Origin of the sequence: Cohnella pontilimi (genome assembly GCF_005049045.1) — a bacterium.
Taxonomy (GTDB): Bacteria; Bacillota; Bacilli; order Paenibacillales; family Paenibacillaceae; genus Cohnella; species Cohnella pontilimi.
This window is the reverse complement of record NZ_SUPK01000007.1, coordinates 38094-63343: the sequence shown is the minus strand read 5'-3', so window position 1 is coordinate 63343 and position 25250 is coordinate 38094. Positions and strand designations below refer to the sequence as shown.

Annotated in this window: 29 protein-coding genes; 10 read left to right on the top strand and 19 right to left on the bottom strand. The window is 56.4% G+C overall.

Translation table 11 applies throughout. The annotated features are described in order from the left end of the window. Window positions 1–166: 166 nt before the first annotated feature. The 4 genes from E5161_RS20835 to E5161_RS14685 form a co-directional block, all read right to left on the bottom strand. Window positions 167–334 (bottom strand): hypothetical protein, encoded by a 168-nt coding sequence (locus E5161_RS20835; protein ID WP_169306705.1) that lies wholly within the window; start codon window positions 332–334, stop codon window positions 167–169. Then, a complete protein-coding gene (trmB, locus tag E5161_RS14695; RefSeq protein ID WP_136778591.1) occupies window positions 331–1083 on the bottom strand; it encodes a tRNA (guanosine(46)-N7)-methyltransferase TrmB in 753 nt (250 codons plus the stop codon). The genes E5161_RS20835 and trmB overlap by 4 nt, the downstream gene beginning before the upstream one ends. 77 nt (window positions 1084–1160) lie before the next feature. Then, window positions 1161–1808, bottom strand: a complete 648-nt coding sequence (locus E5161_RS14690; protein ID WP_136778590.1) for a phosphatase PAP2 family protein — start codon at window positions 1806–1808, stop codon at window positions 1161–1163. A gap of 104 nt (window positions 1809–1912) precedes the next feature. Beyond that, window positions 1913–2101: a hypothetical protein gene (locus E5161_RS14685; RefSeq protein WP_136778589.1), complete on the bottom strand. Its 189-nt coding sequence runs from the start codon at window positions 2099–2101 to the stop codon at window positions 1913–1915. 263 nt (window positions 2102–2364) lie between these two features. Here E5161_RS14685 and mnmL point away from each other — a divergent pair, with 263 nt between their 5' ends. The 6 genes from mnmL (at window position 2365) to E5161_RS14655 (ending at window position 6709) form a co-directional block, all read left to right on the top strand. Beyond that, window positions 2365–3327: a tRNA modification radical SAM protein MnmL/YtqA gene (gene mnmL / locus E5161_RS14680; RefSeq protein ID WP_136778588.1), complete on the top strand. Its 963-nt coding sequence runs from the start codon at window positions 2365–2367 to the stop codon at window positions 3325–3327. A gap of 4 nt (window positions 3328–3331) precedes the next feature. Continuing rightward, window positions 3332–3910, top strand: a complete 579-nt coding sequence (mnmM, locus tag E5161_RS14675; RefSeq protein ID WP_136778587.1) for a tRNA 5-(aminomethyl)-2-thiouridylate-methyltransferase MnmM — start codon at window positions 3332–3334, stop codon at window positions 3908–3910. 13 nt (window positions 3911–3923) lie between these two features. Beyond that, window positions 3924–4328: a VOC family protein gene (locus E5161_RS14670; protein ID WP_136778586.1), complete on the top strand. Its 405-nt coding sequence runs from the start codon at window positions 3924–3926 to the stop codon at window positions 4326–4328. Further along, complete coding sequence (locus tag E5161_RS14665) at window positions 4325–5299, top strand: type I phosphomannose isomerase catalytic subunit (protein ID WP_136778585.1); 975 nt, start codon at window positions 4325–4327, stop codon at window positions 5297–5299. The genes E5161_RS14670 and E5161_RS14665 overlap by 4 nt, the downstream gene beginning before the upstream one ends. 91 nt (window positions 5300–5390) lie before the next feature. Next, complete coding sequence (locus E5161_RS14660; protein WP_136778584.1) at window positions 5391–5897, top strand: hypothetical protein; 507 nt, start codon at window positions 5391–5393, stop codon at window positions 5895–5897. A 290-nt stretch (window positions 5898–6187) separates the two neighbouring features. Further along, on the top strand, window positions 6188–6709 hold the full coding sequence (locus tag E5161_RS14655) for a MogA/MoaB family molybdenum cofactor biosynthesis protein (protein WP_136778583.1): 522 nt from the start codon (window positions 6188–6190) through the stop codon (window positions 6707–6709). Between the two features lie 70 nt (window positions 6710–6779). Here E5161_RS14655 and mgrA read toward each other — a convergent pair whose 3' ends face one another. The 4 genes from mgrA to E5161_RS14635 form a co-directional block, all read right to left on the bottom strand. Then, entirely contained in the window at window positions 6780–7772 is a 993-nt protein-coding gene (gene mgrA / locus E5161_RS14650; protein ID WP_136778582.1) for an L-glyceraldehyde 3-phosphate reductase, read from the bottom strand. A gap of 20 nt (window positions 7773–7792) precedes the next feature. Next, window positions 7793–9553, bottom strand: coding sequence for a B12-binding domain-containing radical SAM protein (locus E5161_RS14645; RefSeq protein ID WP_136778581.1), 1761 nt, complete (start codon window positions 9551–9553; stop codon window positions 7793–7795). A 121-nt stretch (window positions 9554–9674) separates the two neighbouring features. Further along, a complete protein-coding gene (locus E5161_RS14640; RefSeq protein WP_136778580.1) occupies window positions 9675–10685 on the bottom strand; it encodes a hypothetical protein in 1011 nt (336 codons plus the stop codon). A 68-nt stretch (window positions 10686–10753) separates the two neighbouring features. Continuing rightward, window positions 10754–11755 (bottom strand): Gfo/Idh/MocA family protein, encoded by a 1002-nt coding sequence (locus E5161_RS14635; protein ID WP_136778579.1) that lies wholly within the window; start codon window positions 11753–11755, stop codon window positions 10754–10756. A 126-nt stretch (window positions 11756–11881) separates the two neighbouring features. On the opposite strand from E5161_RS14635, the gene E5161_RS14630 reads away from it, so the two are divergent. Then, a complete protein-coding gene (locus tag E5161_RS14630; RefSeq protein WP_136778578.1) occupies window positions 11882–12685 on the top strand; it encodes a Cof-type HAD-IIB family hydrolase in 804 nt (267 codons plus the stop codon). A 24-nt stretch (window positions 12686–12709) separates the two neighbouring features. On the opposite strand, the gene E5161_RS14625 is transcribed toward E5161_RS14630, so the two are convergent. The 8 genes from E5161_RS14625 to E5161_RS14590 all read right to left on the bottom strand — a co-directional run bounded on the left by E5161_RS14625 (window position 12710) and on the right by E5161_RS14590 (window position 19798). Beyond that, window positions 12710–13075, bottom strand: a complete 366-nt coding sequence (locus E5161_RS14625) for a helix-turn-helix domain-containing protein (protein ID WP_136778577.1) — start codon at window positions 13073–13075, stop codon at window positions 12710–12712. 305 nt (window positions 13076–13380) lie between these two features. Next, window positions 13381–13902: a YcxB family protein gene (locus tag E5161_RS14620; RefSeq protein ID WP_169306704.1), complete on the bottom strand. Its 522-nt coding sequence runs from the start codon at window positions 13900–13902 to the stop codon at window positions 13381–13383. 15 nt (window positions 13903–13917) lie between these two features. Continuing rightward, window positions 13918–14853: a GNAT family N-acetyltransferase gene (locus E5161_RS14615; RefSeq protein WP_169306703.1), complete on the bottom strand. Its 936-nt coding sequence runs from the start codon at window positions 14851–14853 to the stop codon at window positions 13918–13920. A 141-nt stretch (window positions 14854–14994) separates the two neighbouring features. Beyond that, on the bottom strand, window positions 14995–16095 hold the full coding sequence (locus tag E5161_RS14610; RefSeq protein WP_136778574.1) for a sulfate ABC transporter substrate-binding protein: 1101 nt from the start codon (window positions 16093–16095) through the stop codon (window positions 14995–14997). A 39-nt stretch (window positions 16096–16134) separates the two neighbouring features. Continuing rightward, on the bottom strand, window positions 16135–17199 hold the full coding sequence (locus tag E5161_RS14605) for a sulfate/molybdate ABC transporter ATP-binding protein (protein ID WP_136778573.1): 1065 nt from the start codon (window positions 17197–17199) through the stop codon (window positions 16135–16137). A 40-nt stretch (window positions 17200–17239) separates the two neighbouring features. After that, window positions 17240–18034, bottom strand: coding sequence for a sulfate ABC transporter permease subunit (locus E5161_RS14600; RefSeq protein ID WP_136778572.1), 795 nt, complete (start codon window positions 18032–18034; stop codon window positions 17240–17242). Beyond that, window positions 18031–18846: a sulfate ABC transporter permease subunit CysT gene (cysT, locus tag E5161_RS14595; protein ID WP_136778571.1), complete on the bottom strand. Its 816-nt coding sequence runs from the start codon at window positions 18844–18846 to the stop codon at window positions 18031–18033. Before cysT ends, E5161_RS14600 begins: the two co-directional genes overlap by 4 nt. A 319-nt stretch (window positions 18847–19165) precedes the next feature. Next, window positions 19166–19798, bottom strand: coding sequence for a YigZ family protein (locus E5161_RS14590; protein ID WP_136778570.1), 633 nt, complete (start codon window positions 19796–19798; stop codon window positions 19166–19168). Between the two features lie 86 nt (window positions 19799–19884). On the opposite strand from E5161_RS14590, the gene E5161_RS14585 reads away from it, so the two are divergent. Then, window positions 19885–20148 (top strand): YkgJ family cysteine cluster protein, encoded by a 264-nt coding sequence (locus E5161_RS14585; protein WP_136778569.1) that lies wholly within the window; start codon window positions 19885–19887, stop codon window positions 20146–20148. Here E5161_RS14585 and E5161_RS14580 read toward each other — a convergent pair. The 3 genes from E5161_RS14580 to E5161_RS14570 all read right to left on the bottom strand — a co-directional run bounded on the left by E5161_RS14580 (window position 20142) and on the right by E5161_RS14570 (window position 22957). Next, a complete protein-coding gene (locus tag E5161_RS14580; RefSeq protein WP_136778568.1) occupies window positions 20142–20819 on the bottom strand; it encodes a TerC family protein in 678 nt (225 codons plus the stop codon). The genes E5161_RS14585 and E5161_RS14580 overlap by 7 nt on opposite strands. Before the next feature lie 157 nt (window positions 20820–20976). Continuing rightward, a complete protein-coding gene (locus E5161_RS14575) occupies window positions 20977–22329 on the bottom strand; it encodes a glucose-6-phosphate isomerase (RefSeq protein WP_136778567.1) in 1353 nt (450 codons plus the stop codon). 130 nt (window positions 22330–22459) lie between these two features. Continuing rightward, entirely contained in the window at window positions 22460–22957 is a 498-nt protein-coding gene (locus E5161_RS14570; protein ID WP_136778566.1) for a DinB family protein, read from the bottom strand. A gap of 164 nt (window positions 22958–23121) precedes the next feature. Between E5161_RS14570 and E5161_RS14565 the strand changes: the two genes are divergently transcribed. Both E5161_RS14565 and E5161_RS14560 read left to right on the top strand, forming a co-directional pair. Beyond that, window positions 23122–23691: a CGNR zinc finger domain-containing protein gene (locus tag E5161_RS14565; RefSeq protein WP_136778565.1), complete on the top strand. Its 570-nt coding sequence runs from the start codon at window positions 23122–23124 to the stop codon at window positions 23689–23691. A 100-nt stretch (window positions 23692–23791) separates the two neighbouring features. After that, complete coding sequence (locus E5161_RS14560; protein ID WP_136778564.1) at window positions 23792–25054, top strand: NAD(P)-binding domain-containing protein; 1263 nt, start codon at window positions 23792–23794, stop codon at window positions 25052–25054. Window positions 25055–25250 lie beyond the last annotated feature (196 nt).

Genomic DNA, 25250 nt, shown 5'->3' with positions numbered 1-25250 from the left:
CAACTTTATTGCCTTGCACGATGCCGAGCACCGATACTTGCATCTGTAAAGCAACTTTATTGCCTTACACGATGCCGACCACCGATAATCTCACCTGTAAAGCAACTTTATTGCCTTGCACGATGCCGAGCACCGATACTTGCATCTGTAAAGCAACTTTATTGCCTTACATGATGCCGACCACCGATAATTGCACCTTTAAAGCAACTTTATTGCCTTGCACGATGCCGAGCACCGAAACTTGCAACTTTATTGCCGCTTTTTCAGTCAACGTGCGCGTTTCGTCCAAATAGCGGCACGGTGTGCCGTTATTTAACCCGCCGCCACCGCTCACTCCGGGGCCGGTTCCTTGGCACCGCCGCGGCGGGCTTGATCCTCAAGCTCGCGCGCAACTTCGGCGCGGTATTCCGCCAATGCTTTGTCCCCGATCACAGCTTCCAGACGATAAATCGGCATCCCTTGGCCGACGAATTTCGTCTCGTATTCGGTCATGACGAGGTCATCGCGGATCCCTTCGCGGTGCAGATGGAGCGAAATATTGCGCATTTGCAGCCCTGTTTGGGCGAGACTATTTAAGGAAAACTCGAACAGCGTAAGCGAGTCCGTTTTGAAGTGAATTTCCCCATACGCATCCAGAGCTTCCTTATACTTCATCAAGAAGCGCGGATGGGTCAATCTCCGGCGCGCATGCTTGGATTTCGGCCAAGGATCGCTGAAATTCAAATAAATGCGGGAAAGCTCGCCCGGCTCGAACATGGACTCCAAGTACTCCACGTTGCCCCGGACCAGCGCCAGATTCGGCACCCGGTCTTGTCCATTCTCGCGCCAGACCGCTCTCGCCTTTTCGCTGCCCCGCCGGAGAAGCTCGTCATAGATATCCATTCCTATGTAATTGATCTGCGGATTGTTACCGCTCATGCGGCTGATGAATTGGCCCTTGCCCATCCCGAGCTCAATATGAATCGGATGGTCGTTGCCGAAAAATTCGTGCCACCGGCCCTTCCACTGCTGCGGTTCCAGCACCACCAGATCCGGCTGCTGTTCCAAACTCTCGCGTATGTTTTTTCTGCCTCTCAGGCGCATGCATGTTCCTCCCGAAAATCGCTGCTTAAGCCTCTATTCTGCCCAAACCGGGTGATCCTGTAAAGAGACGACTGTTTTCACGCCTTTACCGGTTTTCCGACCCACCGTTCATAGAGCCAGATCACAAGGCCCAGCCAAACCCAGCTTGCCAAATACCCGCCCAGTACATCGCTGGGGTAATGGACGCCCAGATAGATACGGCTTAGTCCGATCATGATAATCATGAACGAGCACACGGCGATGAGCAATATTCGGCCTGCCAGGCTCGGAACGTGTCGCCAGAGCAAGTATCCGATCGCGCCGTACATGGCGAACGAAGCCATCGCATGCCCGCTTGGAAACGAATATCCGACCTCTTCGACGATTCGGTGGATGTTCGGCCTTTCCCGTTGGAAGGCGGCTTTTAACACCCTGTTCAGCAAAGGAGCGCCCCCGGCCGCGGCGGTCAGCAGAATCAATTCTTTGCGGTGTCGAAGCACAAAAAACAGCACAAAGGCGAGAATGACAAACACCAACGTCGCCGGTCCCGTCTTGCCGATCCAGCTGAAGAACATCATAATCCGGGTCAGGCCCGGATTCTCCCAGCCTTGCACGATTGCGATGATCCGGGAGTCGAACGCGGAGATCGTTCCGCGGCCGACCTGGAGTGCCAGCCATCCGAAAGCGGCGGCCGCGAGCAAAGCGAACCCGTAGGCGCTGAGCAGCCGAAACGGAAATTTCATCATGTTCCTCCTCCAAAGTCCGTACAAATATCATTTTGTAGCTTACCACAAAAATACAAAAGCCGGGCCCCCTTGCGCAGGGATTCCGGCTTGCTCGACAGCGACCGTTAATTAAGCGTTCGTTTATCCTCGATTTGATATTGACCTTCGAGTGCGTGATTCAGTTTTTTCCGGGCCGACACTTCAAGAAGGTGATTGTTGTGAAACTTGTAGCCTGCGAGCGCCATAATTTCTTTGACCGTCAATTCGACCTTCACCGTGTCGTCCCCTTGGGGGATGCGTACGACGGAATTCATGCGCCTCACCTCTCCGGTATTGGATGTTTTGCGAAAACGCTTACCAATGAGTCGATCAACTCAGACAACCATGGAGATAAACGGGTGATGTCACATTTTTATTTGGATTTGACGCCTTTACAATTTAACATACCATGTAAGGTTTTTCAAGCGGATGAAGTGCGGATTTCGAGCAGCGGACTGCGGCAACGGAGTGGAACTCCTCGCAATTTTTCGGGGTTTTCGCTACAATGAATACCAATGAAAGAAAGGAACGAATGCGCATGAAAACCATCTTGGAGCCCGCCGCGGAGTCTCCGTTTCTTTGGGGGGACAAGCGGTTTCATACATGGAATTATGAAATGAGACAAACGTTCGGCACGAAGGTTTTCAAGGTGATGCTGGATGCCGGCTTCACGTGTCCGAACCGGGACGGAACGATCGCCGCCGGCGGCTGCACCTTCTGCAGCGCCAGAGGCTCGGGTGATTTCGCCGGCAGCCGGAGAGACGACTTGGTCACGCAATTCCAAACCGTCCGGGACCGGCAGCACCTCAAGTGGCCCGAAGCCCAATACATCGGCTATTTTCAGGCTTATACCAACACTTATGCTCCTGTGGAAACCTTGCGGGAATATTACGAAGCGATTTTACAGCAGCCCGGCGTGGTCGGGTTATCGATCGCGACCCGGCCGGACTGTCTGCCGGACGACGTGGTCGATTATTTGGCCGAACTCAACGAGCGGACGTACTTGTGGGTGGAAATGGGCTTGCAGACGGTCCACGAGTCGACGTCCGAGCTCATCAACCGCGCCCACGACACGGCATGTTTCCGGGATGCGGTGGACCGGCTGCGGGCTCGAGGGATCCGTGTTTGCGCGCACATCATTTACGGCCTGCCGGGCGAAACGCCGGAAATGATGCTGGAGACGGGCCGCCAGACGGCGGCGATGGACGTGCAGGGCATCAAAATCCATCTCCTCCACCTGATGCGGAAAACCCCGATGGTCCGGCAATGGCGGGAAGGCTTGCTGCAGTTCCTCGAAAAGGATGAATATGTGAGCCTCGTGGTCGATACGCTGGAGATGCTCCCCCCTGAAATGATCGTTCACCGGCTTACGGGTGACGCGCCGAGAGATTTGCTGATCGGCCCCATGTGGAGTTTGCGCAAATGGGAAGTTTTGAACGCGATCGATGCAGAGTTGGTTCGGCGACATAGCTGGCAGGGTAAGTCGTGGAAAGGAAGCTGATCGAATGGGCTTTCTGTCCGTTTTGAGCATGGCGCACCGGTGGGTAACGGAACGCGCGGGATCCGGGGACACGGTGATCGACGCGACGGCCGGCAACGGCGTAGATACGCTTTTTCTCGCACAGACGGTCGGCCGCGGCGGAGCCGTCTTTGCTTTTGATGTGCAGGAGGCGGCTTTGGAACGCACCAAGCGACGGCTGGCCGATTCCGCGGCCGCGGAATCTTTGGCTCCCGTGACCCTGCTCCGTGCCGGGCACGAGAGGATGAGCGAGCTCATCCCGGCTTCTTTACATGGATATGTACGAGCCGTTATGTTTAATCTCGGGTATTTGCCGGGTACGGACGAAACGCTGATCACCGTTCCGGAAACGACGCTACCGGCCTTGGAGGCCGCGTTAGGGCTCCTCGCCCCCGGCGGCGTGTTGACGGCGGTTTTGTATCCCGGGCATGCCGGCGGTGATACGGAAGCCGCGGCTGTGGAGAGATGGGCTTCAGCCCTGCCCGGATCGCGCGCTCAAACAGTGGTGTACCGCTTCTCTCAGAAGCGATCGGCGCCTTTTGTAATCGCAGTGGAAAAACGATAGGGGGCTTTGTCGGATGGCAGTTCGCAAAATCGAGCATGTCGGCGTCATGGTAAGTTCATTGGAAAGATCGATTCCTTTTTACGAAAACGTAATCGGATTGAAGCATCTGGAGACGACGACCCACACGAACGGCGTGATCCGTCTCGCGTTTCTCGCATTTCCGGGCAGCCCGGATACCGAGGTCGAGCTGATCGAAGGATATACAGGCAGCTTGTCCGACGAAGGCCGCGTGCATCACATCGCGTTTAACGTAGACGATATTGAAGCCGAACTGGCCCGCATCCGCTCCTTGGACGTGTCCGGCCTGGACGAGGAGATCACCACGCTTCCGAACGGCAGCCGCTACTTTTTCTTCCGCGGTCCGGACGGCGAGTCCGTGGAATTTTTCCAATCGACCCGGGGAGGCGGCTTAGAATGACGAATTTGAAACCTTATCCCTTGCATTTTCAGCCCGATTTTAAAGAGAGAGTGTGGGGCGGACGCGCCCTGGAACGATTCGGCTTCGACGTGCCCGCGGGTGCGATCGGCGAAGGCTGGATGATTGCGGACCATCCGAACGGCGTCTCGCACGTGACGAACGGCCCGTTGGCCGGTAAAGGCCTGGATGAAGTCCGGCAGGCATACGGCGAGGCATGGTTTGGCACTAGCGGCGGCGCGTCGGGCAACGGGCGGTTCCCGCTGCTCGTCAAGCTGCTGGATTGTAACGACGATCTGTCGGTTCAAGTCCATCCGAACGATCACTATGAAAGGCTGCCGAAGGGCGAGTTGGGCAAAACCGAAATGTGGTACGTGCTCGACGCCGAGCCGGGTGCCAAAATCATCTATGGGCTGAAGCCGGGCGTTACACGCGAGGATATGGCCAAGGCCATCGCCGAAGACCGGATTATGGACACGCTTCAGGAAGTGTCTGTGCAGGCGGGCGACACCTTCTATATTCCAACGGGAACGGTTCACGCCTTGTGCGCCGGCGTCCTGGTTGCAGAAATTCAGCAAAATTCCGACACCACCTACCGACTCTACGACTATAATCGTCCCGGATTGGACGGCAAACCGCGCGAGCTGCACATCGAAGATTCCTTGAAAGTGATCGCTTATGAAGGCGCCGGCGCGAGCCGGATGAAGACCGACGGCGTGAAGCCGGGCGAGTGGCTCACGCTGGCCTCTTCTCCTTATTTCGAAACGGAAAAAGGGGTCGTAGACGGGGAATGGCAGTTGTCCACCTCTTCGGAAAGCTTCGTTATCTTGATCGTCTGCGAAGGGGAAGGCACCGTCGCCTGGGCGGACGGCGTACTGCATGCAAAACCGGGCGACTGCTTCCTGCTGCCGGCCAACCTGGGCGGCTACACGCTGGAAGGCGGCATGACCGTACTGCGCAGCCGGGTTCCGTGAATCCGCTGTGGAGGATACGGAGCAGTGGGCGTCGAAGTCATAAACGGTTGATGATACCGCGCGGCATGTTCCGCGCGAAAGGGTGAGGTCGATGCGCCAAGGTTTGATTTTGACGGGTCTCGGCATTGCCGTCTGGGGTGCCGCCACCCTCTTTTTCCGGTTGTTCGGCGATTGGGTGCTGGTGGAGCAAGGAGACGCACACTTCGGCTCCTCGTTGTTCCTGCTCGAAATGCTCACGCTTCTCGTCTTGATCGGACTGGCTCTCGTGGTCCGGCTTCGCTGGTTCCGGGAGCGCGGCTCCGCGACGCGTTTTGGGTATATCGCGACGGCCGTCGGCTTGCTGCTGTACACCTACACGATGTTGAACCGCGAAGCCGTATTTCCCTCTTTCTCGCCGGGGCAGCATCAAGCGTTCACGGTTTGGATGACGCTCGGCTATGCGCTCACACTGCTGGTGCCTGCGGCCGTGGACCGGCTGGTGCCGGATTCCGCGGGGCGTGTCGCTGCCGAAGACAAGGACGAAGAACTGGAAAACACGGATGGCAGAGCGGCCTCCGAACGCACAGCGGAAGAACCGGCAACTCCGGAAGCCGAGTGAAATCCTGAACCGTCAGATTTCATGCGGCCGGAATGCGAGCTTTCACCTTTCCACCGATTCTTCTCAAGTGCCAAAGTACACTTATTCTTCTCGGTTTCCACCCCATTCTCGATTTGAAGTGCTAAAGTACACTTATTTTTGCAGGAAATCGGCTCCGACAGGCCGTATACCAGGAAAATAAGTGTACTTTGGTTCTTGTTCGGCTCATAACGCGAAAAACCGGCCGAAATAAGTGTATTTTGGCACTTGCCGCGCGATTGATGACCCATATCGCAGGAGGTTTCCCCCGTATGTCAACGTCAACCGAAGAGCACAAACGCGAAGCGCCCGCCCGCGTCCGCTGCCTGATCGTCACCGTGTCCGACACCCGGACGCCGGAAACGGACAAGAGCGGCGCGCTCATCCGGCAGCTGCTCGAGGAGCACGGGCATCCGGTCACCGGGCATCGGATTGTGCCGGACGAATATGAGATGATTTCCGCGCTGCTTTGCGAAGCGGCGGACGATGCCTCCGTCGAAGCCGTGCTCCTGAACGGCGGAACTGGAATTGCCAAGCGGGATGTCACCGTGGAAGCGGTGCGGGCCGCCCTCGACAAGGAGCTGCCCGGCTTCGGCGAGATATTCCGCTATTTGAGCTTCGCGGAGGACATCGGCTCAGCGGCGATCTTGTCCCGTGCAGTGGCCGGCACGATCGGCAGCAAAGCCGTATTCGCCATGCCGGGTTCGACAGGCGCGGTGCGGTTGGCGATGACCCGGCTCATTCTCCCCGAGCTCGGGCATGTAATGCGGGAAATTTATAAAGACCGCAAATAACACGGCGACTATAAAAACAGCCTTCCCATGACTCCGCATACGCAGCGGATCATCGGAAGGCTGTTATTCATTATGATTTCAAAATCGCTTCAATCCGCGACAATTCTTCGTCGCTAAAGGACAAGTTATCGACAATGGCGGCATTATCGTCGAGCTGGCTAACTTTGCTCGCGCCGATCAACACGCTGGTGACACGGCCTCCGCGAAGTACCCAGGCCAAGGCCATTTGAGCCAGCGTCTGTCCGCGCTCCTGCGCGACATCGTTCAAGCGCCGAACCTTGTCCAGACGTTCCGGCGTGATGCTGCTCTCGTTCAGGAAAACCGACGCCCCCGCTGCGCGGGAATCGCCCGGAATGCCACCCAGATACCGGTTGGTCAGCAGCCCCTGCTCGAGAGGCGAGAACGCGATGGAGCCGACCCCGTTCTCCTCCAGCACATCGAGCAGCTCGTCCTCGATCCAGCGGTCGAACATGCTGTAGCGCGGTTGATGGATCAGCAGCGGGGTGCCGAGCTGCTTCAGAATCGCGATCGCTTCGCGGGCTTGCGGCGCGCGATAGTTCGAGATGCCGACGTACTGTGCTTTGCCGGAACGTACGATGTGATCGAGCGCGCCCATCGTTTCTTCGAGCGGCGTATCCGGATCGGGGCGGTGGTGGTAAAAAATATCGACGTAATCCAGTCCCATACGCTTCAAGCTCTGATCCAGGCTGGCGACCAAATACTTGCGGGATCCCCACTCTCCGTAAGGGCCTTCCCACATGTAATAGCCGGCTTTCGTGGAGATGACCATTTCGTCGCGGTAAGACTTCATGTCCGTCGCCAGCAGTCGGCCGAACATCTCTTCCGCGGATCCCGGAGGCGGACCGTAATTGTTCGCCAGGTCGAAATGGGTTATGCCCAAGTCAAACGCCCGGCGCACCATCGCGCGCCCGTTCTCGAAGGTGTCGATTCCTCCGAAATTGTGCCACAGCCCCAGCGATACTGCCGGCAGCTTCAATCCGGAACGTCCGACACGATTGTACTTCATCGTGGCGTAACGTTCCTTGCTTGCCGAGTAAGTCATAGCTCCTGCCCCTTTCCCATTCAGAGAATTGGATGACGCTCTGCCGCCCGCCCGTCCGGCAGCGGCAGCGCCACGAGTCGCGGCGGCGCTTCTTCTCCCGAATACAGCACCACCAGCGCCGTTCCCTCGGATCTATCCACACGCCCGTCCTGCATCCACAATCCGTGATCGAACGGCAGACGATCCAATGCCGCCTTCTTTTGCAGCTCCCGTTCGTCCATGCTCATCCGCTCCGCCGCCCATTTCAGGCCGCTCGTCCATTCCTTTTTGTCCATGCGGTCATCCCACCACGTTTTGCGCGGCTTGTACTTGTGCTGCAGGTAATAGTCGATTTTGAGCAGCCCGAACGCCACATCGCGGTCCAGCTCAGCCGGCGCGTCGCTTTCCAGGAACGACCACAGCCGGATGAACAAATCCTCAAGCTGGTGCCCGATCCGGCTCCATCCGCGGGCTTCCCAATAGTCTCCAAATTTCTGGAAAAAATCAAAAGGGGACGCATACACACGGCTTACCAAATATTCCATGGTGCGGTCCATCCGGTGGGCGTTCCAATATTTATCGAGTACGTCTTCCACCCGTTTAATGCGGACAATATCCCCGAACGGCATCAGATCGTTGCCCAGCATCTCGTAAGGTGCCCGTTCCATATAGATGTAGCCGAATTTGTCCGCATCCCGCCGCAGTCCGGTTCCCCGCAGCATTTTCAGAAAACCCAGCTGCAGCTCCTCCGGACGGAGCGCAAAGACGTCGTTAAACGTTTTGCGAAACGTATCGTAGTCCTCATGCGGAAGCCCGGCGATCAAATCCAGGTGCTGGTCGATTTTGCGGCTTTCCTTGATTTTGGTCACCGTTCGCGTCAGCTTGGCGAAGTTCTGCCTCCGCTGCACGGCCAGATTGGTCACGTCGTTCGTCGACTGCACGCCGATCTCGAACCGGAAAATCCCCGGAGGCGCATGCTCCGCCAGGAAATCCAGCACCTCGGGACGCATGATGTCAGCGGTAATCTCGAATTGGAACACGCAGCCGCGATGGTTATCGATTAAAAATTGAAAGATTTCCATCGCATAGTCACGTTTGATATTAAAGGTGCGGTCCACAAATTTGATGAGTTTGGCGCCGCTGTCGATCAAGTAGGTCAAATCCGCTTTCACCCGCTCCATATCGAAGTAACGGACGCCCACCTCGATGCTGGACAAGCAAAACTGGCAGCTGAACGGGCAGCCGCGGCTCGTTTCGAAATAAACGACACGGTTCCGTAATGACGGAATATCCTCCTCAAAACGGTGGGGCGAAGGAATCTCGTTCAAGTCCAGCTTCGGACGGGGCGGATTCAGCACGGCCTCGGCCTGTCCTTCTTTGCGGTACGCGAGACCGAACACGAAATGATATTTGCGCTCTCCGGCCAATTGCCGAAGCAGATCGCGGAACGTCTCCTCTCCTTCTCCCATCACGATAAAATCGACCGCCGGCAAACGGCTCATCCATTCCGCGGTGTCGTAGGATACTTCCGGCCCGCCCAGCACGATTTTCACATCCGGCAGCACTTTCCGCAGCATGTCCGCCACAGCGATCGTCTCTTCAATGTTCCAAATGTAACAGGAAAAGCCGATCACATCCGGCTTGCGCGAATACAGGTCCGCCGCTATGCTCATGGCCGGATCTTTAATGGTAAACTCCGCAATCTCGATATCGAACTCGCTTGCGTTGAAAGCTTTCAAATAGCGTAAGGCGAGCGAAGTGTGAATATATTTGGCGTTCAGCGTCGCGATGACGACTTTCATGGCGTTGATCCTCTTTCCTAGTCAGGCTTCTCTTCTATTGTAACGGAAGAAACCGCCGCAAGACAAAAAGAAAGACAGCCCCGGCCATTACACACAGGGATGTCCTTCTTCATGCGGCTGCTTAGGAAGCCTTCAAGCCTTCCTTGGCACGCTTCTCGATTCCGTCGCGGAACATCTTCATTGCCGGAATGTCCACTTGCATCCCGTCGTCGGCTTTATTGAAGAAGGCACCGTTCGTTTGACCCAGCACTTCCAGCAATTCAGCCGTCAACTTCGCAGTGACCGTACCCGGATGGCTTGACACCGTTTTTTGAAAATGGGTTTTCATTTCCGGAAGCACGTGATAGGAATCGTCATAGTTCGGCGTATTGTCCAGACCCACCAGGTATAAGGTCAAGTATTGGACAAACCATTGCTCTACTTTGGCATATTCCGGAGAGTCGGGATATTGCTTCGCGAAATTTTCGGCCTGGATGATCCGTTTCACCAGCTCGTCCCGGGAAATGGCAAAGGCGGCGTCCGTCATCGTTTTATGCTCCGACTCCGCGGCCATAATCGACAAATAGTCTTTCATGGCCGGGGAAGCACTTTCCGCCGATGCTTGGAGTTTCGCATAGTCGACGATCGGGTAGACGAACCCTTCGCTGGTCTCGAGCTTATACCCTCCGTTCAAGGCTTCGGATGCCAACTTCCGCGTCTCGTCGTCTTGGATGCCGTTAATTTGCTCTTGATTCAGAGGGAGGCGAAAATTCAGCTTGGACAGCTCTTGCTGGATTTTTTCGGCCTCAAATTTCTTCTCCATCTCCGGCTGGTTCCGGGTGTAATACTGATCCATCGCGCGCAGCATCTCATCGGCATCGGCCGGAGACGCCGCCGCCACCGACCGGCCGAGTTCGCTCAACAGCTGATCCGCCGGCATGTTCTCCGAAGCGTGCTGTACAAACTCATCCACCAGCCGTTTGTTCGCGGATTCCGATGGAGCCGGTGACTGCGTCTCCGGCGCGGTCACGGACGGAGAGCTCGGAGCGGGAGACGGTTGATCCGCGGCATTGCGGTCTCCGCAAGCGCCGATCAATAGGACTGCGGCAAGTGCCGCGGGGTATCCAGCCTTTCGCAAAAGGCGGTTCGTCATGGAACAGACCTCCTTAACCCTTTTGCTTAAACGGACGATTCGATTCCCTCTAAGGTTGCGGCTTCGGGTTATTTCACGCTTAATACAATACGTTCGCGGCGCCGCGCCGAAGCGAGGCATGCTTCGAGCAGCTTCATGCCGGCCACGGCATCTTCCGCAGGGAAAGCCGCCGGCTCGAGGCCGCGGACCGTACGGGCGAATTGATCCGCTTGACGTACGTAAGCGTTGACGCCGTAAGGTCCTTCCTTGCGCGTCGTGTTTCCTGTATACACGGTAATTCCGTCACCGTCCGCGGGCGGCAAAAAGGCATGATCGAGTACGATGCGGCCATCCGTTCCGACAATTTCGAGCGAGTTGCGATAATACGTCCACATGCCGCAATCGAATGTCAACGAAAGCCCGCCGCGAAATTCAACCAACCCGGAGGCCATCATGTCCACACCTCCATGATCGGGCGAGAACATCGCCTGAACGGTTACGGCTTCCGGCTCCGCACCGAATATAAAGCGGGCCGCGCTTAACGGATAACAACCCACATCGTACAGCCCGCCTCCTCCCCATTCGACGACGTACCGGATATTTTCTTTTTGAGCTGCGCCGTTAAATGAAAAAACACTATGTATGCCTCTTAGTTCGCCGATTTCCCCGCTTGCGATAATCTCCTTGACCCGAGCGATGCGCGGATGATGACGGTACATGAATGCCTCCGCTAAGTGCACGCCCGCAGCCCGGCAAGCTTCTGCCATTTCCTGCGCTTCTTCGGCATTCAGCGCGATCGGCTTCTCGCACAGTACATGCTTGCCCGCCCTTGCGGCCGCGAGTGTCCAAGGCTTGTGCAAATGATTCGGAAGCGGAATGTAGACCGCTTCGATATCCGGATCCGCCAATAGCTCCTCGTAGCTTCCATAGGCGCGGGGAATTCCGTATTGCTCCGCTCTCCTCCGTGCTTTCCCGATGTCGCGGCTGGCGATCCCCGTCAAATCGGCGGTCTCCGAAGCCAGCAAAGCCGGAATCACATCCCGGTCACCAATATTCGCGGCGCCGATCATTCCCCATCGTAAACGCTCCATGCCCGATCTTCCTCTCACTTGGAATCGATTCCCATTATAGCATGTGACCTTTCTTTCAAGCCCGCCATTTTTGCGATACAATGGAACGAATAATCGCTTGCCGACTGAAAGGATGAATCGAAAATCATGCCTTACCGCTTCATTGCCATCGATCTGGACGACACGCTGCTAACGGACGATTTGACCGTCACCGACACCACGAAGGAGGCGATGAAACGGGCGATTGCCCGGGGAGCGCACCTCACGATCGCGACAGGCCGAATGTTCGATTCCGCGCAGCGGATCGCCCGGCAGGTCGGATTGAACGTCCCGATCATCACCTATCAAGGTTCCCTGGTCAAAAACCTGCTGGACGAAAAAGTGCTGTACGAACGCGCGGTACCGGCGGCGGCCGCAGCCCGGCTCTACGAATATTGCCGGGAACACGGCCTCCACCTGCAAACCTATATAGAAGATAAACTGTTGACCGGAGAAGATAACGAAAAAATTCAGGCGTACGCCAAACAGTCCAAGATTCCGTATACCGTCGTGCCGGACTTCGGCTCGCTCGCGGCTTCCTCCCCGAAGCAAACGAAGCTGATCGTGATCGACGATCCGCAGCGGCTGGATGCGATCGCGCCGGAGCTCCGGGAGCTGCTCGGCCCTGACGTGCATGTGACGAAATCCAAGCCGCACTACCTGGAATTCCTTCACCGGGAAGGGACGAAGGGACACGCCCTGCGTTTTATGGCGGAACACTACGGCATTCCGATGGAAGAGACGATTGCCATCGGCGACGCGTGGAACGACCGGGAAATGATCGAAGCGGCAGGGCTCGGCGTCGCCATGGCCAATGCGGTACCCGCTCTCAGAGAGCTGGCGGACTATGTGACGCTGAGCAACAATGAGGACGGCGTACGGCACGTGCTGGAGAAATTCGTCCTGGGATAAATAAAACCGGCAGCCTGAATGCGATCAGGTTGCCGGTTCGTTATTTTCGCCTGTGTATCTTTGTTTGCTTCGCTTGGCTTTCAGTAGACGGAACATTTCGAGGCTTTCGAGCAAATGCAGCGCTTCCTCGTCCGTCAATTCCTCCGGCCTGCCCCCCACCCAAATCCGGTTGGCGGATTTTCCCTCGTTATCCCGGCCCGTCAGCAGCCAGTCCAAGGACACTTCGTACATTCCGGCCAATTCCCGCAGCGTCTCGTTATCCGGTTGAGACTTGTTGTTTTCGTATTTAGACACCGTCGTAAAATCGATACCTAACTGCTCGGCGACCTGATATTGGGTCAGACGTTTATTGGTTCTCGCTTTTTTCAACCGGGTACCGAACGTGTTCATCGCGATTTTCCATCCCCTCTGCCTTCAGTATACGGGATGAAAAAAACGTGTGAAATCGGGTTGAAGAAAATTCAAGATTGTAGTTGAAAATTGAATGAATTTCGAGTTAAAATAAGGAAAATTGACAGCTGCATTCCATCGTTTCGGAGGCGATCCCGTGTACTTGTACCCTGCACCTCTATGGATGTGGATTCTCGGTATTTCTTGCTTGATCCTGTTCTGTTATTTGGAATATCGGGACAGGCTCGATAACCCCAACCGCAAAAACGAGCGGGACACTCGGCCTTAATGTTAAGAATGAACCTCTAAGATTTCAAACCCAGCTTTCTGGGTGGGAGATGCGTGCGCAGCAATTCTTTTACCTGCTGCCATTGTGCGCCGATGTCTCGTTTTGGAACCAAAATTGCCCGATTGCGGGCCAAGTAGAGAATGAGCTCATTACGTGTTTCCGCCGCCCTGTAAACGTCTGCCCATTCTACCAGGTTGGATGATTCCGCCGTGGTATGCCGGATCCCGGTCTCCGAAAAATGCAGCTGCTGCTCCATTTGCGCCAGTTTATCGTTTTGGAACAGCTTCCGGGTTTTCACTTTGATCGACCACAAGTGCATGGCGATCAGCAGCCCGCTGAGCACCAGACCGGCCGGAATAAGGAGGCCGAACCGGCCGGCGTCCGCGGCACCGCCTCTCATGCCCGCGACCGCAACGAACACGATCCAGTAAAGGAAGAACAATAAAGCCATCTGCCGCCTTCCGTGGTATCGGTTGAACTCGGCATAATCGTCCGCCGTCAATTGGATGCGAACCGGTATCGTTTGTTGCTCCGGCATGGCCATATCCCCTTCTTAACCAAGCAATTTTTTCTCCATCGTCAATGTTTTGACCGTGCCCTCCGGCCGGACGACCAATTCCTGATCCACAATTTCGTAGCCCATATCCTGATACATCGCGACATTATTCTGCACGGTCTGTCTCACCCTGCAGCGGCTGACGTTCAACGCCTGGCTGCGTCCCTGCTGTTCAATCCAGCGGACAAGCCGTTTCGCGTAGCCTCTGCGTCTGCGGGAAGGGATAACGGACAAACGGAAAAAGGTAATCGCGTCGTCCCGCATTTCGTATCTGACCATGGCGGCGGGCCGCCCGCCTTCGTACAAAATCGCGGCTTCTTGTCCGGATTCGAGGCCTTCCCGAACGGACTCCACCGTCTCCTCCAAGGCGCTGGATGGCGGCACGGCCGTACTATACTCCTCGAAGGCTTCCATCATTAGCGAGTGCACGACGGCTGCGTCCTCCGCTCCCGCCGGACGTATATCGACGATCGGGTCGACCTTGACGATCGGAACAGGGCGGGTTTCTTCCAGTTCGGCGGAGAGAGCTTCAGTAGACAGCGGGGTCCGTTCTTTCCCCGTCGCCGACATGCTGTTGAAGTATGATTTCGCAGAACGGGTGAAGAGCAGAAAGACGATGACGAGGCCGATCACGAGTTCAATTTGATTTCGTATCGAAAAGACGAGAAGCAGAACGGCTGCCAATAAAGCCGGCATCCTCTTTTTGCGGCGAATGTAGTAAACGGTCAGAACCGCTGCTGCAACGGGGATGGCCATAAATACGAGATTCAGTACAAGCTCGCCGGCTGTAAATTCCTTGAGATTCACTTTACTTTGTTGCTGCAGAGTCGGCGATATCACAATGGCGATATTGATGCCAAGTGTCATCAGGCTAAGCAGCAATTTGACATAAACAAGCCATTCCGCGGTTCGAATGCTGTTCGGTTTCGGCAACGCAACGTCCTCCTCATGCTCGTCCGTCAAGGCTTCGAAAATGGACATATCCCCTCTATTGTATGTATTTTGATGTATAAACACAAAAAAAAGGCGCGTTTCGCCGTCCGGAACGGATGCGGCACGCGCCGAAAGCGGGTCTTATTCTCCCGCCAGCACTTGATACCATACGCCCTGTTTGGAATAAAGCGTATCGCGGACTTTGCTCCATCCCCCAAGATACCCGATGTCGAACAATTGCGGAGGCTCGGGATACCGGTCCTTCAGCTCGACGGCCAGCGCGGGCAGAACCGGCCGGAAGCCGTGTTCGGCGAACAGCTCTTGCGCCTGCCGGCCATGGAGAAACTCGACGAATGCTTCGGCGGCTTCGCGAACGCCGTGACGATCTGCATTGCGATCGACGACCGCGGCCGGATTCTCGATCAGTATCGTGCTTTCCGGCACGACGATTTCATAAGGAATACCTTGCAAGATTCGGGCCATCAGCTCGTTCTCATAGGTAACGATGACGTCGCCGACTCCGTATTCGAAAGCGGCCATCGACGCCCGCCCGCTCTTATCCATCGATTCGATGTTGCGGTGCACGTCCGCCAGAAACTGTTTGGCCGCCGCCGGGTCTTGGCGTCCGCCAGACGCTTCCGAGCGCTTCAGGCCCGCTCCGTAAATCGCATTGATGTCCCACTGCGCTCCGCCGGACGTTTTCGGATTCGGGTACAACACTTTGACACCGGGACGTGTCAAATCCGCAAAATCCGTGATGCCGAGCGGATTTCCTTTGCGCGTACCGAGAACCACAATGGACCGGGTGACCATCCCCCCGTCCGCCGACCGTTTCCAGTCCTTGGGCAGCAGACCCGCCTTCGCGATTTTATCCAAATCGCCTTCCATGGCGAGCAGCGCCACATCCGCTTCAAAGCCGCCTATGATGGCGCGCGCCTGCGTGCCCGACGCCTCATAGGACTCTTGGAAGCTGACGTTCTGCCCAGTCTTGCCCTTCCAGTAAGCCTTGAAGGCGGGTAGAATATCCGCGAGAGCATCCTTCGCCACCGAGTAGGCGCCAATGACGAGCGTGATGTTCGCCTTCCCGTCGGCCGGCATGGGAGTTCCCGTCGCGGTCGCTGCCGACGGCTCGGCATCGCCGCCGCACCCCGCCAGCATGAACACGAACGCCGCGAGAACGGAGAAGCCGGCCTTTCTCACCAGCCGCTGTAACACGCTATCCCTGCTTCCCGGCTTCCCCATGTTGATCTCACCTCTTTAAAAAATTACAATCCGGAGCGCTTAAATGTGAACGGGCATCGGATCTTCCTTCAGCCGGTTCTCCATTATCCAGCTGTCGTTGTCGTTGAATAGGTACGCCCTGTGCACCAGCACTTGAATCTCTTCGCCCGGGTGAAGCACTTCCTTCTCCAGCGAACGGTAGGTCACGAGGCGGGACGCTCCCACGTCCACTTCGACGAGCCACTCGCTGCCGCGGAAGTGCAAATGACGGACCCGGCCCGTCTCGGTTGCGGATAGCAGCCGAAACTCGTTCGCTTGGCCGATCTCCACATATTCCGGTCGGATGAGCGCCTTCGTGCCCGGCCAGTCGGCCGCCTGTTCGAAGCCCCGCAAAGTCGAGACATCTTCCACGATCGTCGATTCTCCGATGAATCCGGCTACAAAAGGCGTCTCCGGGTTTTTGTAGATGTCCCAAGGCGAACCTTTTTGCTCCAGATTCCCTTTATTGATAATCATAATCTCGTCCGCTACTTCGATCGCTTCGTCCTGGTCGTGCGTGACGAAAATGGACGTAATCCCGAGCCGGTCGATCATTTCCCTCAACCAGGCGCGGAGCTCTTGGCGGATCTTCGCGTCGATAGCCGCGAACGGCTCGTCAAGGAGCAGGAGCTGCGGTTCCGGGGCCAACGCCCGCGCGAAAGCGACCCGTTGCCGCTGACCGCCGGACAGCTGATGCGGATAACGCTTTTCGAACCCCGACAAGCCGGTCAGTTCGATCAGCTCCGCCACCCGCTCCTTGATCCGGTTTTTCGGCCACTTCTTGACCTCGAGCCCGAAAGCGATGTTCCCTTGAACCGTCATATGCTTAAACAGGGCGTAATTCTGGAATACGAAGCCGATCTCGCGCTCCTGCGGAGGCAAGTCGTTGACCCGAGTGCCGTGAAATACTATATCTCCGGAGTCCGGCGTTTCAAGGCCGGCCAGCATGCGGAGAATCGATGTTTTGCCTCCGCCGCTGGGCCCGAGAAGTCCGATGAGCTGCCCTTTGGCGATCGAGAAATGGACGTCGTTCACCGCCGGGAACTCGCCGAACTTTTTGGTTAATCCGCGAACCTCCACATGCATCTCGAACACTCCCTTTTCGCATGCTTTCAAGAAAAATGATTTATCCCTCTCGGCGGGACTTCGCCCATTCCATCAGGAGCAACAGTCCGACAGAGCCGGCCGCGAGCACCAGCGCCACCGCATTCGCCGAAGCCAGGTTGAAATTTTCGACGTCTTGATACACCAACGTTGTCGCCGTCTGCGTTTTGAACATGATGTTGCCGGAAACGACGAGCACGGCGCCGAATTCCCCGAGCGCCCGCGCGACCGTCAACACGACGCCGTACACGACGCTCCATCGAATCGAAGGCCAGGTGACCCGCCAAAATGTCGTCCACCCGTATGCGCCCAATGTCGACGCCGCTTCTTCCTGCTGGCTGCCGATTTCCTGAAGCACCGGCATCACCTCGCGGATAACCAAAGGAAACGTCACGAACAGCGTGGCCAGAATCATGCCCGGCAGCGCGTACGCGATTTGAATGCCGCCGCGCTCCAGCATCGCGCCCAGTGCGGTCTCCGGCCCAAGCAGCAGCACGATCATTAGGCCTCCGATGACCGGCGAAACCGCAAACGGCAAATCGACGATACTGTTGAGCAGGCGCTTCATCCGTTCGCGGAGCCAAGCCGCCCTGACAAGATATAAGGAAAACAGGACGCCGAACGCTGTATTGACGACCGTCACGACGACCACAATCAGCGCGGTCATCCCGAGTGCATGAAGCGCTTCTGGCCTGGTCAGTCCGTGCCGGAACCCTTCCCAGCCCTCGCTCCATGCGCCGATGGCGATTCGAACGACGGGCGCTCCAAGCAACAGCGCGAAGACGACGCACGTCAAACCGATCCAAAGCCGCCTCATACGCCTTTCCTCCGGGATTGCAAGTAATTGACCAGCCATAAAATGAGCAGCGAGAACGTAAGAAGTACAACGCTGACGGCCGTCGCTCCGGTGATGTTATCGCTCTCGATCTCACCGAAAATGTACACCGAGGCAATGAGCGTCTTGCCGGGGATATTCCCCGCGACGAGGACGACCGCTCCGAACTCCGCCAGCGCACGGGAGAAGGCGAGCATGGCACCGCTCGCAATGCCGGGCAGCATCGCCGGCAGAATGACGCGGACGAATGTTTTGGCTTTGGTTGCGCCCATCGTATACGCCGCTTCTTCCTCGGAACCGTCCATTTCCTCCAGCAGCGGCTGAACCGCGCGGATGACGAACGGGAACGTCACGAACACCATGGCGATGACGATGGCCGGTTGATGGAACAGGATCGAGAAGCCCAGCTGCTCCGCCCATTGCCCGACAACGCTTTGCGGACCGAGCAGCAGCAAAATCATGAGACCCGCCACCGCCGTCGGCAGTGCAAAGGGCAAATCCACCAGGCTGTTGAGCAGCCCGCGCCCCGGAAACCGGTACCGGATCAGCACCCAGCCGGCCATTGTGCCGATCAGCACGTTGATCATTGTCGAGACGAAAGCAAGCTTTACCGTAAGGAGCACAGCCTTCCAAGCCAACGGTTCCGTAATGTTTTCGGTGAATGCGGCCAAGCCGGCGGACAACGAATACCCATAAATGCCGAGGATGGGAAACACGATCAACAAAATGAAGTAAAGCATGACTGCGCTGCGAAAACCCCAACTCCACCAACGGCTCTGTAGCGTGGAACTCACGTTGACGCGTACCTCCTGAGCCCGAAGCCGAATTAATTACTTACAATTCCTATTTATTTACTCGGTATTAGTACTTTAGCAAAACGGAACTTATCCCGTCAACCGATTCAGACGGGCCGAAGCCCATTTTTATTAAAAAAACTGATGTATAGTATTCTTTTCGCTTATGGGCGGTGTTTGGACACTTTTCGTGCGGGATGACGGATTTCCGTTTAATATAGGAGAAAGGTGCGGGAAGGCCCGCCGTGAAGGCGGGTGTTACAGGGAGGCGTCGTTTTGAGGGAGTATTACACGAAAGTTATGCAGCCATCCTGAGCGTTCATTCGTTCTCGATAAAATAGCGCTCCTCGCCGGCTTCCAGGACGGCCTGTCCTTGCGTGAAGTCGGTGATCCAGGCTTGAAACCTCTCCGCTTCGCCGGCTTCCGGAAGGCACAATACGCGTACGCGATCGGTGAACGCGACGTCTCCGACCCGGATTCCGCGGTCCCTCAGCACATTTTCGAGCTTGCCGTACCAGGTATAATCGATATCAACGGTAATTTCCCGGTGAAGTACCCGGACGATCGGATCCGCCGCATCGATCCCCGCAACCGCACCGTCGGTATAGGCGCGAACCAGACCGCCTGCGCCGAGCATGATCCCGCCGAAGTAACGGGTCACCACGACCACCGTATTTTTGAGACCGCGGTTTTTGATCACTTCGAGGATCGGTTTGCCGGCCGTGCCGCTCGGCTCCCCGTCGTCCAGCGCTTTCTGGAATTCGTCGCGTTCGCCGATGAGGTAAGCGGAACAGTTATGTGTGGCGTCCCAATGTTTTTTTTTGATTTCTTCGATAAAGGCGACCGCTTCTGCTTCGGTTTCCGCCGGACGGGCGTGACCGATAAAGCGGGATTTTTTGATCACGATTTCACGGCTGCCGTACTGACGAACCGTCGAATAACGCGCAATCACCTGTATTTCCCCCAATCGATAAATTTACATGACGGTGCTGAGGACCGGTTCCTGTTATCCTGCTCTGTCACCAGGAGGTGCTTCATATGGAATGCCGGGTAGGATGTGCCGCCTGCTGCATCGCCGTGTCCATCACTTCGCCGATACCGGGCATGCCGCTGGGCAAGCCGGCCGGCGTACGATGCGTGCAATTGACCGAAAATAACGCCTGCAAGCTGTTCGGACGGCCGGAAAGACCTTCCGTCTGCGGCAGCTTGCAGGCGTCGATCGACATGTGCGGCGAAACGAATGAAGACGCGTTGCGGATTTTGTCGGATATGGAGCGATTGACGCGGCCGAATCCTCAGTGATTCATTCTGCTTCTGCGGATTCGCTTCAAGGATACGACTCCGTAGGCGACGACACCGGCGGTCATGACGATCGGGACGAGGAACAGCATATCCGCCATCCAGGCCTCCAGCCAGCTTCTGACCCATTCGTCCCGGACCAGCAATTCTCCGGCGGTGTATCCGAGCAGGCCGGCTCCCAGCCATACGATGATCGGGAAACGTTTCATCAAACTGGTGAGCAGTTGACTGCACCAGACGATGAGCGGAATGCTGATGGCCAATCCGAGCCCGATCAGCAGCCAGTCTCCGTTCGCCGCCGCGGCGACCGCTACGACGTTGTCCAAGCTCATAACCACGTCGGCGATGACAATCGTCCGGATCGCTTGTCCCATCGTAAAGCCCGCGGTTTCCTTTCCCTCTTCCTCTTCAGTGGAAAGCAGCTTCACCGCAATATACAGGAGAAGAAGGCCGCCGATTGCCTCGATAAGAGGGATGCGCAGCAAGTAAACGGCTACAAAAGTCAAGACCACTCGGAAAATAACCGCGCCGAACGTGCCCCAAAAGATCGCCCTTTTCTGCTGCTCAGGCTTCAGGTTTCGGCAAGCCATCGCGATAACCACCGCATTGTCCCCGCTGAGTACGATGTTAAGCAAAATGATTTTTAAAAGTCCCAATAGCCAATCAATATCCATGTTGAGCCCCTCTCCTGATGATCGGCTTGCGTCTTCGCTGAAACGAGGCCAGGCGATCATATACCTTATCGATATAAATGAAATACCCTGTTTTCCGGAAAAGCAGACTCCTTGCGGAGCCTGCTTCCGTTGGTATACATGCCTTTAATGCCGCTGATTAGGACAGGCGGGCTTCCAGCGCTTTTTTCTGTTCCTCGAAACCGGGTTTGCCGAGCAATGCAAACATGTTCTTCTTGTAAGCCTCGACGCCCGGCTGGTCGAACGGATTGACGCCGAGCAGATAGCCGCTGACGCCGCACGCGATCTCGAAAAAGTAGACCAGGTATCCGAACGTATAAGCGGACATGTCCGGCAAGTTCACGATGAGATTCGGAACGTTGCCGTCCGTATGCGCGAGGAGCGTGCCTTCGAACGCTTTCTTGTTCACGAAGTCCAACGTTTTGCCGGCCAGGAAATTCAGCCCGTCCAGATCATCCGGATCGCTTTGGATCGTAATTTGCTCCGCTACCTCGCCCACTTGCAGCACGGTTTCGAAAATGATTCGGCTGCCTTCCTGGATGAATTGCCCCATGGAATGCAAATCGGTGGAAAAGTCGACGGAAGCCGGGTAAATGCCCTTGAAGTCTTTGCCTTCGCTCTCGCCGTACAGTTGTTTCCACCACTCTGAGACGAAATGAAGTCCCGGTTCGTAGTTGACGAGAATCTCCACGCCTTTGCCCTTGCGGTAAAGTGCGTTGCGGACGGCTGCATATTGGTACGCCTGATTCTCGCTCAAATTCGGGTTGTTATATTGTTTGGAAGCGTCCTGTGCGCCTTTCATCATCGCTTCGATGTCGATGCCCGCAGCGGCGATCGGAAGCAGCCCGACAGCCGTCAGCACGGAGTAACGGCCGCCTACGTCGTCCGGAATGACGAACGACTCATAGCCTTCTGCCGACGCCAGCTTCTTCAGGGCGCCGCGCTCTTTGTCAGTCGTCGCGTAAATGCGTTTTTGCGCGGCTTCTTTGCCGTATTTCTTCTCGAGCGCTTCGCGGAAAATCCGGAAAGCGATCGCCGGCTCGGTCGTCGTGCCCGACTTGGAGATCACGTTAATGGACCAATCCTTGCCTTCCAGCGCTTGCAGCAGATGTGTCACATAAGTCGAGCTGATGTTGTTGCCGGCGAAAAAGATTTGCGGCGACTTGCGCTGCTCCTTGGAGAGCGTGTTATAGAAAGAATGCTGGAGCATTTCGATGGCCGCGCGGGCACCGAGATACGAGCCGCCGATGCCGATCACGACCAGCGCGTCGGAATCCGAGCGGATTCGGGCCGCCGCTTGCTGAATGCGCGAGAACTCTTCCTTGTCGTATTCGGTCGGCAGGTTGATCCAACCGAGATAATCGGAGCCGGCCCCGGTCCCGTTATGTAATTGCTCATGCGCCAATTTCACCGCAGGCGCCAAATAGTCGACCTCGTGCTGCCCGACGAACTGCAGCGCTTTGGAATAATCAAAGCGAATCCCTTTGCTCATGTTTCATCCTCCTTCTATACGGTAGCGTGTCCACTCGTTGCATTTTTAGGATACTCAAATTTAGGCCCCCGCACAAGCAAAAACCCGCCTTCCTTATCGGAAAACGGGGTTCGTGCGGCGCTTTTTCTTTTTAGTCGAAGTGACGGCGGGCTGGCCAAGACCCTTGCATTTTGCGAAGCAGGATGATCTCCCCGGTATGATAGGCGTCGTGGGCGATCAGGCTGTTCAGCGCACGTCCTATCGTATGGTCGGGCAAGCTTTGGTCGAAATCTTCCTCTTTCATTGCAGAGATCTTGTGACGGATTTCTTTGTGAACACGGTCCAACCGGGCCAGCGTTTCCTGCCAGGCGGCTTCGCTCTTCTCCGGTACCGCGAACGTATCGTCGTTCGTCACCCCCAGCGGATTGCCCGTTTCCTTGCCCAACCACCTTTTTAGAAGCCGCTCCTTGTAAAAAATCAAGTGGTTGACGTTGCCCCAAATCGTACTTAGGGAGTCGAAGCCTTGCGGTAACCACACCGCTTGCTCGGCGGTTACTCCTTTTAAGGCGTCCAGCAGCGGGGGATACCAGTCTTCCTTGTCGTAGGCGTGATCCCACCCGTGAAGCAGCAGTTCTACCCGGTTCTTCATCACGTTCTCCTCCTTGGATTGGATGTAACTTGCTAAATTATATATATTGGTTACACCAAAAACTGTAACATGAACCGTTTTGGCGTGCAAGTAACTAGTGAAACAATTTTACGGGTGTTACAATGGAAGCAGACAGCAAAGGTGCAAAATGGAGGCTTGGCGCGATGTTATGGGACGATTTTCTCAACAGCGACTATCATGATTGGCGGGGTACGGGAAAGTCCGAAGACCGGCTAGACAAGCCCGGATGGCTGGCGAATTGGCTCGCGGAGCACGGCTTGAAGGATCCGGGTACTCCGACTTCGGCAGATATGAAGGCCCTTAAGCGGCTGCGGGCGCAAATCCTCTCCATCGTGCAAAAGTTGGAGGGCGGTTCCGCGGTTGAGGTCAGCGATTTGGCGGAACTGAACCGCGTTTTGGAGGAAGGCCCGGCGGTCCAGAAGCTGGAGGAATCCGATGAGGGGCTGCGGCTGAACACGGTGCGGCTCCGCCATGATTGGGCCGGAGTGCGTGCCGAAATCGCTGCATCCTTCGCCCGCACGCTGACGGAAGGCGAGACGTCGAGGTTCCGCATTTGCGACAATCCGGATTGTCTCTGGGTGTACTATGACGAGACGCGTAACCGTTCCAAACGGTTTTGCGACGATAAGATGTGCGGCAATCTCATGAAAGTACGCCGATTTCGCGCGCGCCAAAAATCCGCCGGACCTGCAGGAAAGAACGGACATTCATGATCTTGGCCGAGCCGGCCTGCATGGACCGTATTTCGATTTTGCCGTTTGGTATGGTACAAAAGAGATAGACTTTTTTATTCCCCGATAAGGAGACTCGGCAATGAAAACGATCGGATTTATCGGACTCGGGGTCATGGGAGCGCCTATGGCCGCCAATTTGCTTCGCAAAGGTTATACGGTCACCATTTATAACCGGACACCGGGAAAAGCGGAAGAGCTCGTCTCGCTCGGCGCTCGGGCGGCGGACTCGCCGATGGAGGCGGCCCGCTCCGCCGACGTGCTGATCACGATGATCAGCAACGACCAAGCGGTGGAAGAAGTGTACTACGGGGAGAAAGGCGTATTGGCCGGAATCAAGCCCGGTGCCGCCGTCATTGACTGCAGTACGGTATCCCCGGCTCTCTCCCGCAGATTGGCCGGCGATATTCGGGACAAGTACGCGCAATTTCTCGATGCACCGGTTACCGGGAGCAAACCCGCCGCGATCGACGGCACACTGTTGTTCATGGTCGGCGGGGACAAGAAAACGCTCGAGGAGAACCGGGATATTTTCGAGACGATGGGCAAGCAAATCGTGTACCTGGGCGGCAGCGGCGCCGGTTCGATCGCCAAGCTCGCCCACAACACGATCGTCGGCATCAACGCGGCCGGCTTGATCGAAGGCCTGGCGATTGCCGCCAAAGGCGGAATCGACGCCTCCGCGTTTCTGCAGATCGTGCAAGCAGGCGGTGCGGCAAGCAAGCAGGCGGATCTCAAGGGCCGCAAAATCATTGATCACGATTTTAGCGTTCAATTCTCGCTGGCACTGATGCTCAAGGATTTGAAGCTGTCCTCCGTGCTGACCGATACCATCGGCGTTTCCACCCCGATGCTTGAGGCGGCCAAAAGCTTGTTCCAGTTGGGCCAAAACGCCGGCTACGGCGAATTGGATTTGTCCGCGTTGGCCCAGGTATATGAGGAATGGATCGGCATGCGGATCAGCGAGCTGCAGCCGGGCGAGCTTGAGGGGCATTCCGGCGCAGCGGACCGGAGGAAACAAGCGCGTCTGCCGCTGAATATTCCGGTCATGCTCTCGATTTATCAATGGCTGCAGGAAGGCTCGTTCTCCGGGCAATCGGCGGAAGGTGTTCTGCGAGACGTCTCCGAAGAAGGCCTGCAAATCGCCTCTACACTGCCGCTCGCCGTCGACATGTTCGTCATCATTCATCTGCCGCCGGATTCCGGTCTGCCGCCGATGACGGGCCGGATCATCCGGATCGACAAAGAGGACGACATGTTCCACTACGGCTGCCTGCTCAGCGGTCTCCCGCTTTTCCAGCGGCTCCAGCTGAAGGAGTATCTGGACAAGCATTTAAGCGAGTAATTCGCGTCTGCGATAGGAAAAGCCCCGATTTTTATCGGGGCTTAATTGCGTTCGAGCTTGCGAGCTGGCGTTCGGTCGAGGGAGATAAGTAGCAGCGTGCTGCTATGTGCCGGTTTGGCTAACGATGGCACGTGGTCGGGGCAGGTGCCGCTGTTAGTTAGTGTGAGTCACTAACGATGGCACATGGTCGGGGCAG

Excerpts from the sequence above, each read along its gene's own strand:
- E5161_RS14645 (WP_136778581.1), bottom strand. The coding sequence starts at position 9,553 with ATGAAAGTCGTCATCGCGACGCTGAACGCCAAATATATTCACACTTCG.
- E5161_RS14655 (WP_136778583.1), top strand. The coding sequence starts at position 6,188 with ATGTCAACGTCAACCGAAGAGCACAAACGCGAAGCGCCCGCCCGCGTC.
- E5161_RS14660 (WP_136778584.1), top strand. The coding sequence starts at position 5,391 with ATGCGCCAAGGTTTGATTTTGACGGGTCTCGGCATTGCCGTCTGGGGT.
- E5161_RS14635 (WP_136778579.1), bottom strand. The coding sequence starts at position 11,755 with ATGGAGCGTTTACGATGGGGAATGATCGGCGCCGCGAATATTGGTGAC.
- E5161_RS14640 (WP_136778580.1), bottom strand. The coding sequence starts at position 10,685 with ATGACGAACCGCCTTTTGCGAAAGGCTGGATACCCCGCGGCACTTGCC.
- E5161_RS14575 (WP_136778567.1), bottom strand. The coding sequence starts at position 22,329 with ATGAGCAAAGGGATTCGCTTTGATTATTCCAAAGCGCTGCAGTTCGTC.
- E5161_RS14690 (WP_136778590.1), bottom strand. The coding sequence starts at position 1,808 with ATGATGAAATTTCCGTTTCGGCTGCTCAGCGCCTACGGGTTCGCTTTG.
- E5161_RS14625 (WP_136778577.1), bottom strand. The coding sequence starts at position 13,075 with ATGAACACGTTCGGTACCCGGTTGAAAAAAGCGAGAACCAATAAACGT.
- mnmM (WP_136778587.1), top strand. The coding sequence starts at position 3,332 with ATGGGCTTTCTGTCCGTTTTGAGCATGGCGCACCGGTGGGTAACGGAA.
- E5161_RS14630 (WP_136778578.1), top strand. The coding sequence starts at position 11,882 with ATGCCTTACCGCTTCATTGCCATCGATCTGGACGACACGCTGCTAACG.
- mgrA (WP_136778582.1), bottom strand. The coding sequence starts at position 7,772 with ATGACTTACTCGGCAAGCAAGGAACGTTACGCCACGATGAAGTACAAT.
- E5161_RS14605 (WP_136778573.1), bottom strand. The coding sequence starts at position 17,199 with ATGCATGTGGAGGTTCGCGGATTAACCAAAAAGTTCGGCGAGTTCCCG.
- trmB (WP_136778591.1), bottom strand. The coding sequence starts at position 1,083 with ATGCGCCTGAGAGGCAGAAAAAACATACGCGAGAGTTTGGAACAGCAG.
- E5161_RS14685 (WP_136778589.1), bottom strand. The coding sequence starts at position 2,101 with ATGAATTCCGTCGTACGCATCCCCCAAGGGGACGACACGGTGAAGGTC.
- E5161_RS14665 (WP_136778585.1), top strand. The coding sequence starts at position 4,325 with ATGACGAATTTGAAACCTTATCCCTTGCATTTTCAGCCCGATTTTAAA.
- E5161_RS14580 (WP_136778568.1), bottom strand. The coding sequence starts at position 20,819 with ATGGATATTGATTGGCTATTGGGACTTTTAAAAATCATTTTGCTTAAC.
- E5161_RS14620 (WP_169306704.1), bottom strand. The coding sequence starts at position 13,902 with ATGCCGGAGCAACAAACGATACCGGTTCGCATCCAATTGACGGCGGAC.
- E5161_RS14610 (WP_136778574.1), bottom strand. The coding sequence starts at position 16,095 with ATGGGGAAGCCGGGAAGCAGGGATAGCGTGTTACAGCGGCTGGTGAGA.
- E5161_RS14570 (WP_136778566.1), bottom strand. The coding sequence starts at position 22,957 with ATGAAGAACCGGGTAGAACTGCTGCTTCACGGGTGGGATCACGCCTAC.
- E5161_RS14560 (WP_136778564.1), top strand. The coding sequence starts at position 23,792 with ATGAAAACGATCGGATTTATCGGACTCGGGGTCATGGGAGCGCCTATG.
- E5161_RS14670 (WP_136778586.1), top strand. The coding sequence starts at position 3,924 with ATGGCAGTTCGCAAAATCGAGCATGTCGGCGTCATGGTAAGTTCATTG.
- E5161_RS14565 (WP_136778565.1), top strand. The coding sequence starts at position 23,122 with ATGTTATGGGACGATTTTCTCAACAGCGACTATCATGATTGGCGGGGT.
- E5161_RS14585 (WP_136778569.1), top strand. The coding sequence starts at position 19,885 with ATGGAATGCCGGGTAGGATGTGCCGCCTGCTGCATCGCCGTGTCCATC.
- E5161_RS14600 (WP_136778572.1), bottom strand. The coding sequence starts at position 18,034 with ATGAGGCGGCTTTGGATCGGTTTGACGTGCGTCGTCTTCGCGCTGTTG.
- mnmL (WP_136778588.1), top strand. The coding sequence starts at position 2,365 with ATGAAAACCATCTTGGAGCCCGCCGCGGAGTCTCCGTTTCTTTGGGGG.